Source organism: Promicromonospora sp. NPDC060204 (assembly GCF_042728455.1).
Classification (GTDB): Bacteria; Actinomycetota; Actinomycetes; order Actinomycetales; family Cellulomonadaceae; genus Promicromonospora.
The window spans coordinates 1-11735 of the sequence record NZ_JBHWZO010000195.1 but is presented as its reverse complement, the minus strand read 5'-3'; the positions used below and the strand labels follow the sequence as shown (position 1 = coordinate 11735).

At 73.3% G+C, this 11735-nt stretch carries 3 protein-coding genes; 1 reads left to right on the top strand and 2 read right to left on the bottom strand.

The annotated features are described in order from the left end of the window. Positions 1-126: 126 nt before the first annotated feature. Together ACFWEJ_RS21105 and ACFWEJ_RS21100 are read right to left on the bottom strand one after the other, a co-directional pair. Positions 127-6408, bottom strand: a complete 6282-nt coding sequence (locus ACFWEJ_RS21105) for a S8 family serine peptidase (protein WP_377231150.1) — start codon at positions 6406-6408, stop codon at positions 127-129. Between the two features lie 138 nt (positions 6409-6546). Next, on the bottom strand, positions 6547-9033 hold the full coding sequence (locus tag ACFWEJ_RS21100) for a glycoside hydrolase family 2 protein (protein ID WP_377231149.1): 2487 nt from the start codon (positions 9031-9033) through the stop codon (positions 6547-6549). 228 nt (positions 9034-9261) lie between these two features. On the opposite strand from ACFWEJ_RS21100, the gene ACFWEJ_RS21095 reads away from it, so the two are divergent. Beyond that, the gene (locus tag ACFWEJ_RS21095) at positions 9262-11700 is read left to right on the top strand and encodes a X2-like carbohydrate binding domain-containing protein (protein WP_377231148.1); all 2439 of its coding nucleotides are present in this window, start codon (positions 9262-9264) and stop codon (positions 11698-11700) included. Positions 11701-11735 lie beyond the last annotated feature (35 nt).

The window sequence follows — 11735 nt, the reverse complement described above, 5'->3', positions numbered from 1 at the left end:
GGCCCGCTGGGCGGGGGGGGGGGGGCCCCCCTTCGCGCGCCTGGGTGCTCCCGCGCAACAACGGGGCGCCGCCCCCCCCACGCCTGTCCGACCAGCCGACTGACTCGGCGGACGGCGGCGATCGGGTCAGCCGCGCGGGTCCTCCCGGACCGTGAGCGAGCTGAGCACCGGGTCGCCGTCGCCGAGCTCGCCCACCAGCTCGACCGTCAGGTCGCCGCCCGCGTGCTCGACGGCGGCGGTGTGCGTGTCGGCGGCGAGCCTGCCCACCGCGGCCTGCACGTCGTGCTCGTAGAGCACTGCCTCGCCGTCGACCAGCACGTCGAACGCGCGCCCGCCGACCGGGACCCGGTCGAGCTCGGCGAAGCCGAGGCCCACCTGGTAGGTGCCCGCCGGCACGTCCTCGAACACGTAGGAGAACGTCCTGCCGGTCCGCTGGGTGCGGAAGAGCTGGTCGTCGTCCGTGCCCGCGATGTCGGCCCGGGTGGACCGGACCTTGCCGCCCACGTAGCCCCACGTGGCGCCGTGCCGCTTCCGGTCCAGGGCCTGGTCGGCTGACCAGACCGTGCCGTCCGTGCCCGTGAGCCCCGTGCCGCCCACGTCCACGCCGAGCCAGTAGGCCGACGAGCCGAGGGTGGCGGGCAGCAGTTGCGACCCGTCCCGGCCGGCGTTCGACGCCACCAGCACGTCGCCGGTGAGCTCGCCCGGCGTGGTCCCCGACGTGTCGGCGGTGGCCGTGACCGTCGTCGACTCGCCGACGGCGAGCACGGTCGGTCGCTCCAGGGCCGCGCCGGCCAGGGTCAGCCAGGGCAGGTCCGCGGACCCGCTCTGCCCCCGCTCCTGCTCCGCGAACGAGACCTTCAGCGGCGCCGAGCCGGTGTTGGTCACCCGCACCTCGGCGGTCGCGGTCTGGTCCGGGCCCAGGAGCCAGTCGAGCTCGTCGCCCGAGACCTCGGCCACGCCCGTGGTCAGCTCGGTGTCGAGCGTCCCGGCCTGGCCGGCCTCGTCGAGCGTCACCGTGCCGGTGCCGGCCACGTAGTCCGGCGACCAGACCTCCACGCTGCTCTCGCCGAGCAGCGCCTGGGCCTTCCAGCGGCCCTGCTTGGTGGTGGTGACCGTCCGGGTCCCGCCGTCCGGCGCCGTGAGCGTGACCACGGCGCCCGCGACCGGCTTGCCGTCGTTCGCGTCCGTGACCGCGCCCTCCAGGGTGCCCGACGCCGGCAGGGTGTACTCCAGGCCGCTGCCCGCGGTCAGCGTGGCCTCGTCGTAGGAGTAGACCTGGTGGGTCCCGGTCAGGCTCTCGACCCCGACCGTGGCCGACGAGCCGTGGGTCAGCGGGTTGTCGCCGCCCACGCCGGGGCCGTAGCCGATCTGGATCCGGCCGTCCGCCACGAGCGTGACCGAGAAGCTGACCCGCTCACCGGGCGCCTCCTGGAAGGTCACGTCGCGGTACTCGATGACCTGCGCGTCCTGGCCGTCCACCTCGGTCACGCCGAGGTAGATGCCCGCGGCGTCGTCGACCTCCAGGTCGTCCCAGAACGGGTAGAGGGCGTCCGCCCCGCCGGACGACGGCAGGTCGGTGTTGCCCCAGCTCCCCCGGTACCGGTCGAACGTGAGCATGCCGGCCGGCGACACGCACACCCCGTCCCACGTGGTGTCGTAGAAGGGGAAGTCGAACTCGAAGAACAGCGGCCCGCACCCGGCGGTGCCGGTCCACGGCGTGAGCGTGGTGCCCTCCCGGTACAAGCCGGTGGTGACCTTCTGCTCGTAGGTGCGGCCGGCGGGCGACACGGGGACGTCCTCCGGCCGCTCCGGCTCCGCGGGCTCCTCCGGACCCTGTGTGGCGCGCGGGTCGCGCGTCACGAGCAGGGACGCGACGCTCGGGGCCCGCAGCCCGTTGGTGCCCCGCAGTTCGACGGTCAGCGGCCCGCCGTCGTGCTCGACGACGGCGGTGCGCACGTCCGCCGTCCGCTGGCCGGCGGTGCCCGCCGGGTCGTAGGCGTAGTGCTCCAGGGACCCGTCGACGAGGACGTCGAACACGCGCTTGCCGCGTGCCGCCTTCTCGATCTCCGCGAACCCGAGGTCGACCCGGTAGGTGCCGGCGGGGGCGTCGTCGAACACGTAGGTCAGGTCCCGGTGCACCGGGGTGCGCTGGGTCTGGAACAGGGCGTCGTCCGCGGTGCCCGCGATGGCCGAGCGCGTGGAGACGGTCCGGGTGCGGCCCTCGTAGCCCCAGCCGCCGTCGCGGTGGGCCCGGTCGGCCGACCAGGCGAAGCCCACCCCGTCGGTGAAGGAGCCGCCGCCCGCGTTCACGGCCACCTGGTAGTCGGTGGTCGTCACGGTGACGGGCACGTACTCCTTGGACTGCCGGCCGGCGTCGGAGCGCACCACGATGTTCGCGGCGAGCGTCCCGGCGTCGACGCCGTCCGTGGAGACGGCGACGTCGACCGTGGTCGACTCCCCCGGTGCGAGCGTGCCGTGCGTCGTGGACAGGGACAGCCACGGCAGGTCGGTGACCTGGTCGTCCTCGACGTCGACGAGCAGCACCTCGTCCGAGATCTGGTCCGTGGCCCACAGGGCGCCGCTGGCGTCGGTGTCGAGACCGCCGCCCTGGTACGGCTTGGGGTCCGGGAACCACCAGGCGTTCACCAGCGAGCAGTCCACCGGGTCCACCTGGAGCAGCCGGCTGCGCCCGTTGGCCAGGTCCGTGTACCAGATGGTGTCGGACGCCTGGTTGTACGCCAGGCCCATGACCTTCGGCAGCGGCGGCGCGCAGAAGGACAGCAGCTCGCCCGGCGTCTCGTGCGAGATGCCGGCGACCGTGCCGATCATGCCGTTGACCCGGCCGCCCACGTAGAACACGTCACGACCCGCGTCGTAGGCGAGGCCCGTGAGCTGCAGGGTGGACCAGTCGCCCTTGATCTCCCGCGTCTTGACGCCCGTCTCGCGGTCGAAGCAGTGGATGAAGCTGGCCGGGCTGTCCTCCATCTGGCACATGTCGCCGGTCAGCGTGTCGAACGCCAGGTCGAAGGCCCGGTAGTCCGGGTTCCAGTCGGCCGCGAACACCTTGCCGGTCTTCCTGCCCGTGACGGTGAAGGCCGTGTTGGTCTTCGCGTCGTAGTCGTGCACCCAGACGTCGCCGTCGTAGCCGAGGCCGGACGGCTCGCCCTCCGCCGGCGTCCCCGACGGCTTGAACCGGGTGATCACGTCGCCGCCGGCGAGCGTGTCCGTGGCCAGGGTGTCGGCGGCCGTGTCCTTGCCCGCCGCCGCGGCCTGCTTCCCGGCGTCCGCGCTCGACGCCGTGTGCTTCCCCGACGTTCCCGCCTCCCAGGCGGCCAGGTCGATGCTGCTCGCCGCGCCCTTCAGGGTGCTCGTGGTCGCGCCGGCGCCGTCCAGCTCGGGGTGCCGCTCCACCTCGGCGAGGTCGTACGTGACCGGCGCCGACCCGGTGTTGGTCAGCGTGAGCGACCCCTGGCCGTGCTGGTCGGCGCCGAGCACGGTGTCCAGGCCGTCGGTCGCCAGGTCGGCGACGCCGGTGGTCAGGCGGGCATCGACCTTCGCCTTGGCGTAGAGCTCGTCGAGCGAGAACTCGTAGGACCGCGTGACGTAGTCGGGCGCGGTGACCGTCATGGTGTAGTCGCCGGTCGGGAGCTGGCGGTGCACCAGCCCGGTACCGTTGGTCACGACGCTCTCCACGAGCTTGCCGGCGCGCGTGAAGGCGACGTCGGCGCCCTCGACCGGGAGCCCGTCGTTCTCGTCGACGACGGTGGCGTCCAGGTAGCCGAAGTCGGGCAGGTCGTAGGTGACCACGAGGCCGTCGTGCAGCACCGGGGCGTCCTGCGAGAACCGGATGCCGTCCACGCCGGCCCAGCCCTGGATGCCGGTGGTGGCGGTCGAGCCCGCGCTGAGCGGACCGTCCGCCCCCACGCCGTCGCCGTAGGCGACGATCACCGTGCCCGAGCGCGTGATGGTGACCGAGAAGCTGATCCGGGCCGTGGTGACGTTGTCGACCGCCTCGGCCTGGACGTTGCGGTACTCGACCACGAACGCGTCCTGGCCGTCGACCGTGGTGGTGCCGGTGTAGACGCCGCCCTGGTCGTCGATCGTGAGCGGCCGGCTGATGTAGAACGGGAAGATCGCCGCCCCGCCGGTGCCCGGCCCCGCCGTGTCGGAGGCGGAGGTCGTGATGACGCCGCGCCGGCCGATGTTCAGGGTCTCGTGCGTGCCGTTGTAGAACGCGATCGGGAAGGGCAGCGCGATGTCCTGCCACACCCCGCCAGTGATCTCGACCAGGTCGGTGCCGCGGCGGTAGTCGCCCTCGGACACGGAGCAGGTGTACCCGCCGAGGTCCGTGACACGCTCCACCGTGACGGTGAGGTCCTGCGGGCCGTCGACGGCGAACGTCGTGGTCGCGGGCGACAGGCAGGCGTTCGGGCGCACGGCGAGCGTGTACTCGCCCTCGGGGACGGCGGGCACGGTGAACGTCCCGTCGGCGCGGGTCACGACGGCGTCCAGCGGGGTGCCGTCCACCGACACGTCGGCGTTCGGGACGGGCGCGCCGTCCGGGTCCACCACGGTGCCGGTCACCTCGTGCCGCCGCGCGGCCGTGAGCGTCGCGTCGAGCGTGCTCGTCGTGTCGACGGCGACCGTCGCCCGCGCGGAGCTGGCGAGGTAGCCGAAGGCGCTGGTCGTGACGTCGTAGTCGCCCGCGATCACGCTCATGGAGTAGGTGCCGTCGCGGCCCGTGACGGTGCGGGGCGAGTGACGGCCCTCGGCGGCGACGGTGGCGCCCGCGACGGGCGCGCCGTCGGCGTCGGTCACCGTGCCGGCCAGGGTGCCGGCGCCGCCGGAGGCGAGGGCCTCCTGCACCAGCGCGAGGGCGTCGATCTTGCCCTCGCCCCAGACGTTGTTGTCCTCGGCGGTGCCGCCGCAGCTCAGGTCCTCGGTGTCGTGCGCGGTGCCGTCCAGCAGGGTCTTGGTGCTCTCGATGTCACCGACCAGGCTGGGCACCGCGCTCCACAGCAGCGCCACGACGCCGGCCACGTGCGGGGCCGCCATGGACGTGCCGGAGCCCGCGCCGTACCCGCCGCCGGGCAGCGCCGAGAGCACGTCGACGCCGGGCGCCGCGATGTTCGGGTTGATCTTGCCGTCGGTTCCGGGGCCGCGCGAGGAGAAGTACGCGATGTCGCCGTCGGCGTCGTACGCGCCCACGGAGTAGGTGTGCGGGTAGCGCGCGGGCAGGCGGCCGGACTCGCAGCCCGCCTCGCCCTCGTTGCCCGCGGCCCAGACGCCGAAGATCCCGGCGGCCTCCCACGCCTCGGTCTCGTCGCCCATCCAGTCGGCGATCGGGAGCGTGTCCTCCTGCGACTGCGGGATGCCCCAGGAGTTGTTCACCACCTGGGGGCGCATCGCGGGGTCGGGGTCGCTGCCGTCGGCGCGCGTGGGCGCCAGCAGCCACTGGGCGCTGCGCAGGTAGTCGGCGCGCTCCATCGAGTTGGCGCAGCGGTCCACGCAGTTGGTCGCGATCCACCGGGCGTCGGGGGCGACGCCGATCTGGTGGTCCGCACCGTCGTCGCCCACCATCGTGCCCATCGTGTGCGTGCCGTGGCCGCCCACCTGGTTGATGATCGGGTCGCACGGCGAGCCGCCGCACAGGCCGGGGCGGTCGTACCAGTTGTAGTCGTTGTCGACCGAGCCGTCGGGCTGCGTGCCGCGGTACTTCGCGCGCAGGGCCGGGTGCTCCAGGTCCACGCCCGTGTCGAACCCGGCCACGGTGATGCCCTCGCCGGTGAAGCCGAGGTCCCAGACGTCGTCCGCGTTCATCTCGTCGATGCCCCAGGTGACGGCGCCCTCGGCGGCCTCGGCGGCCTGCGTGGCCCGCTCGTCCGCGGCCGTGCGGCCCGTGGGGTCCGCCGACTCGGTCGGCGGGTCCACCAGCTCCATCGCGATCTCCTCGTGCACGAGGGCGACGTCGCTGCTGGCGGCGACGCGCTCGGCGAGCGCCTCGGTGCCGTCCTGGACGTGGATCGCGTTGCTGATCCAGAAGCTCTGGTACTCGACGCCCGCGGCCTCGAGCTGGGCGACGACGCCGGCCTGGGACTGCTCGGCGTTCTTCACGAGGGCGTCGTAGACGTACTGCCCGCGCTCGCCCCAGTCGGCGATGTCCTTGGCGGGCGCCAGGTCGGGCCGGTCGGCGAGCTGGACCCAGAAGTCGGCGCGCACCTCCTCGGCGAGCGTCTCGGCCACCTCGTCGGTGACCTTCTCGGCCACCTCGTCCCGGGCGGGCGGCGTCGGGTCGGCGGCCGGTGCGGCCGCCGCCGACGGCACGGCCCACAGGGCCGTGGTGAGGACGGTGGCGACCGACAGGGCCGCCGCCACCGCCCTGCGCGGATGGGGATGAGCTGAGGGCACGTTCACTCCATGGTTCGTGGCCGGGGCTTTGCCCCGTCGTGGGGCAATCAGCGCAAATCTGCGCCCCGACGACGACGGCCACAAGGACAATCACGCTGCTGACCAGCGCAATTGCACAGATGAGAAGTGCCCGCCGGCTCAGCCGACCAGGTCGCCCGCGTGCCGCAGCACCGGTCCCCCGCCCTGGATCGTCTCGGCGATCGCCCCGGCGAGCGCCGGGTCCGCCCCCGCGATCCGGAAGGTCGCGGACTCCCCGGGCAGCAGCGTGACCAGCGCGTCGCCCGCCGCGGCCCCGGCGTCGAGCCGGTCGGCGTGCAGCGTCAGGTCGCGCACGAACGTGTCGGTCGTGACCGTGACCTCGACGTCGCCGCCGTCGAGCGGCACCGCCTTGACGTCGAGCCGCGGGCGCGGGTAGGCGAGGTCGCGGTCCACGGTGAAGTACCGGAACGCCCGGGCCGCGCCGTCGACGTCGGCCACCAGGAGCTCGGCGGCGGCGTCGCCCGGCTCGACGAGGCCCGGGTCGAGAGTGAGCGTCGTGCCGGCCACGGAGCCGACCTCGAACGTGACCGCCTGCTCGGCGAGCACTCGGCCGTCCAGCCCGACGCGGCGCACGGTCGCCGACCCCGTCCAGTCCTCGACGCCGTCGTTGACCAGCACGAGCGCGAGGCCGCCGTCGCGCGGCTGGATCGTCGCGAGCCGCGGGGCGAACGCGTCGCGCACCGCGAACCAGGCGGGCCGGCGCCGGCCGGCGGAGTCGACCACGGCCCACGACGCGACGGGCCAGCAGTCGTTGAGCTGCCAGACGATCGAGCCCATGTTCACCGGGCGCAGCGACCGGAAGTGCTCGATCGCGAAGGTCAGGGCGCGCGCCTGGTTGAGCTGCATCGCCCAGTGCCAGTCGGCCATCCCCGTGGGCTCGTCGAAGTACGGCGCCAGGCCGCGCGACAGCTTGAGGGAGCCGTCGACCGCCTTCTGGTGGTGCAGCACGCCCGGCGAGTCCGGCAGCAGGGGGTCGTCGTGCACGGCGTCCGTCAGGGTGCGCCAGGCGGGCGGGCCCTGCCAGCCGAACTCGGAGACGAACCGCGCCCGGTCCTGGAGGAAGACCTGGTAGCCCTGCTCGTTCCAGCCGTCCCACAGGTGCACCACGCCGCGGGAGCGGTCGTTCGAGTACACCTCCGGCGTGCCCGAGTACGGGCTGCCGGGCCAGTAGAAGGCGTGCGGGCTGACGTCGGCGACCACCCGCGGCAGGATCTCCAGGTAGTAGCGCTCGCCCCACGGCCGGTCGCCGAGGCGCTCCTTCCAGCCCCAGTCGTCCCAGCCGAGCCAGTTCTCGTTGTTGCCGTTCCAGATCACCAGCGAGGGGTGCGACATGAGGCGGACGACGTTCTCGCGCGCCTCGGCCTCGACCTCCTCCAGCAGCCACTCGTGCTCGGGGTAGGGCGCGCACGCGAAGGCGAAGTCCTGCCAGACCAGGAAGCCGAGCTCGTCGCACTGCGCGTAGAAGTCGTCCGACTCGTACAGGCCGCCGCCCCACACGCGCAGGATGTTGGCGTTCGCCTCGGCGGCGTCGCGCAGCCGGGCGGCGACGTCGTCGTGCGTCACGCGGTGCGGGAAGCAGTCGTCGGGGATCCAGTTGAAGCCGAGCGCGGCGACCGGGCGCCCGTTGATCACGAAGGCGAACGACTCGCCGTCGGCGTCCGGCTCGCGGCGCACCTCGACGGAGCGGAAGCCGACCCGCCTCTCGTCGCGGTCGAGCGGCTCGCCCGTGACGCGGTCCAGCAGCTCGACCTCGACGTCGTGCAGCGGCTGCGCCCCGGCGCCGCGCGGCCACCACAGGTCGGCGTCCGCCACGGGGACCTCGACCACGGCGTGCGCCGAGGTCTCCCCGGCGGGCACAACGACGCTCGCCTCGGCGCCCGCCACCCGCACGACCAGCTCGACGTCGTGCGCCGTGGCGGTCCGTTCGAGCTCCACGCCCACCTCGACGACGCCGCGCCAGCCGGCGCCGTCCCGCTCGGCGCGCGGCTCGACCCGCGTCTCGGCGAGCCGCGCGACCGACCACGACTCGATGCGCACGGGGCGCCAGATGCCGGCCGTGACCAGCGTGGGGCCCCAGTCCCAGCCGAAGTTGCAGGCCATCTTGCGGATGTGCGCCGACGGCGAGTCGAACGCGCGCCGCGTCTCGTCGTCGAGCTCGTCGAAGGGTCCCCAGGGCGCGTCGAAGACGACCGAGGCCTCGGCCCCCTCGGCCCGGTCCAGCGGCACCCGGTAGGAGCGGAACATGTTGCGGGTGCGCAGGCGCTCGACGCCGTCGACGGACACCGTGGCGAGCGTGTCGAGGCCGTCGAGCACGAGGTCGGTGCGCTCGGCGCCCGGCGTCCCGCCCGCCGCCGCGGGCAGCGTCGTCTCGTAGCGCCAGCGCGAGCGGCCGATCCACGGCGTCAGCAGCTCGTTGCGGTCGAGGTACGGGTCCTCGATGAGCCCGGCGGCCAGCAGGTCGGTGTGGACGGTGCCGGGGACCGTGGCCGGGACGGGCAGTCCGGCGAGGACCGCGGCGTCGGCGTCGGGTCCGGCGGTGTCGAGGTGCAGGGTCCAGGGACCGGGCGCGTCGGTGCGCGTGAGCATGAGGGCCACCAGTGGTTCTCGGAGCGGGCAGAGCGGGACGAGCGTTCCAGGAATTTCTTTCCGCTGTCAAGCAAGTACCCCGCAGCCCTTGCGCGAAGGGTCCGGGCTGTGGTTATTTGATCGCGTCAAAAAAGGACGTATCGCCCGCCGGGCACGTCCCGCGCCTGGAACAGTGCCGTTCCGCACGTCGCCAACGCGCATCCTCGTCAAGGATGGAGAGCAGCACCCATGACAAGCCCCCGACGCCTGCTACGGCAGGCGCTGTGCGGACTCGCCCTCGTCGGCCTCATGGCCGCCGGCTCCGCCGCTCCCGCGGTCGCCACGGCCGCCGCCGACCCCGCCCCCACACCCCCGCCGGCCGTCCCCCGCGTCGGGCCCGGCGACCTCGCCACGTCGCCGTACATGGGCTGGAGCAGCTTCAGCATGCAGGTCTACAGCGGCGACGGTCGCTGGATCGACGCCGACCAGCTGATCGCCCAGTCGGACGCCATGCACACCAAGCTGCAGCGCTACGGCTACGACCGCATCAACGTGGACGCGGGCTGGAACGACGGCGTCGACGAGTACGGCCGCCCCACCCCCAGCACGTCGCTCTACCCCGACGGCCTCCAGGCCGTGATCGACCACGTGCACGACAACGGCCAGAAGTTCGGGCTGTACTTCATCCCCGGCATCGGGCCCGAGGTGTACGAGGCCGACCTGCCGATCTGGGACGCGCCGGGGTGCAGCACCGGCGACATCGTCAAGCAGCCGCTGACCCGCGCCGACTACTGGGGCATCGGCTGGGCGCTCGACTTCGACAACCCCTGCACCACCAAGTACATCGACTCGATCGGCGCCCTGCTGGGCGACTGGGGCGTCGACTTCGTCAAGTTCGACAGCGTGACCCCCGGCTCCGGCATCTCCGACCTGTCGCTCGACGCGCGGCGTGACGTCGCCGCCTGGTCCGACGCGCTGCACAGCCGCGGCATCTGGTTCGAGCTGTCCTGGGCGCTCGACCCGGCCTACGCGGACTACTGGAAGGAGCAGGCCGACGGCTGGCGGGTCGACTGGGACGTCGAGTGCTACTGCGAGAACGAGGCCCTGACCACGTGGCCCAACATCGCGCGCCTGTTCCCGAAGGCGGAGCAGTGGTGGCGGCACACCGGTCCGGGCGGGTTCGGCGACCTCGACTCGCTCAACGTCGGCAACGGCCGCATGGACGGCCTCACCCAGGACGAGCGCCGCACCGCGACCAGCCTGTGGGCCATCTCCGCGGCCCCGATGTACACCGGCAACGACCTGACGCAGCTCGACACGTTCGGCCTGAACCTGCTCACCAACGAGGAGGTCATCGCGATCAACCAGGCCGCGATCCCGGCGCACCCGGTCTCGACGGCGGGCAAGCGGCAGGTCTGGTACTCGCTGCAGGACGACGGCTCGTACGTGGTCGGGCTCTTCAACCTCGGCTCGACCGACGCCGACGTCACGGCCGACTGGACGGACCTCGGGCTCGCCGACGGCAGCCACAAGGTGCGTGACGTCTGGGCGAGGAAGAACCTCGGCACGTTCACCGAGGGCTTCACGGCCACCGACGTGCCGCCGCACGGCGTCCGGCTGCTGCGCGTCACGCCCGCCGTGCGGGCGGCGTCGACCGTGAACGACGACGTGCTCCAGGTGGGCTACCGCGGCGACTGGGAGCGCAACGGGAACCAGGAGGTCGCGGCGACGTCGCAGGACCTCGCCGTCTCGGTCGTGGCGGACGGCGACGAGCCGCCCGCGCCGGGCGACACCGACGCCCGCGTCCAGCAGCTCAACGACGACGCGTCCGAGATCTCCTACTCCGGGAGCTGGAGCCACAGCACCGGCCGCGGGCTGGGCGACCACGAGGACGACGTGCACTGGACCGAGAAGGACGGCGACGCCTTCGAGCTGACCTTCCGCGGCACCGGCGTGACGTACGTGACCGAGCGCGACGAGTCGCAGGGCGAGGTGGCGGTCTACCTCGACGGCGACCTCGTCGAGACGGTCGACGCCGCGCTGCCCGCCGGCACGCCGCGCGAGAGCCAGCAGGCCGTGTGGACGACGTCGGACCTCGCGGACGGCGAGCACACGCTGCGGATCGAGAAGAAGAGCGGGCGGTTCATGCTGCTCGACCGGGTCGACGTCGAGCAGGAGAACCTCGTGACGCCGAACGCGATCGTGGTGCCCGACGAGCAGGCCGAGGCGACCCGCGTCGAGCTGGCCCGGGACCCGGGCGAGCTCACGGCGATCCGGCACGGCGACGCGGTGCTGCGCAAGGGCACCGACTGGGCCGCCGACGGCCAGGCCGTCGTGCTGTCGGCCGGGTTCCTCACGGCGCTGCCCGCGGGCGACACCGCGCTGACGTTCGCGTTCCGCGGTGACGGCGCCGACGACGTGCACACGGCCACCGGCGAGGCCTGGACCGACCTCACGTTCACGGGCACCGGGGCGACGTGGGTCGCGCCGACGGCGCCCGACCAGGGGCCCGTGCACGTCTACGTGGACGGGGTGCTGAAGCAGACCGTGGACACGAGCTCCGCGGCCCGCCGGACGCAGCAGGAGCTGTACTCCGTGACCGGCCTCAAGCGGGGCAGCCACCGCATCGTGGTGGTGAACGGCTCGGACGCGCCGATCCGGAGCGACGGCTTCCGCTTCACGCGCTGAGACGCGCGTCAGACGCTCAGGTCCCTCCGGGGACC

Coding starts and splice junctions, on each gene's coding strand:
- ACFWEJ_RS21100 (WP_377231149.1), bottom strand. CDS start 9,033: ATGCTCACGCGCACCGACGCGCCCGGTCCCTGGACCCTGCACCTCGAC.
- ACFWEJ_RS21095 (WP_377231148.1), top strand. CDS start 9,262: ATGACAAGCCCCCGACGCCTGCTACGGCAGGCGCTGTGCGGACTCGCC.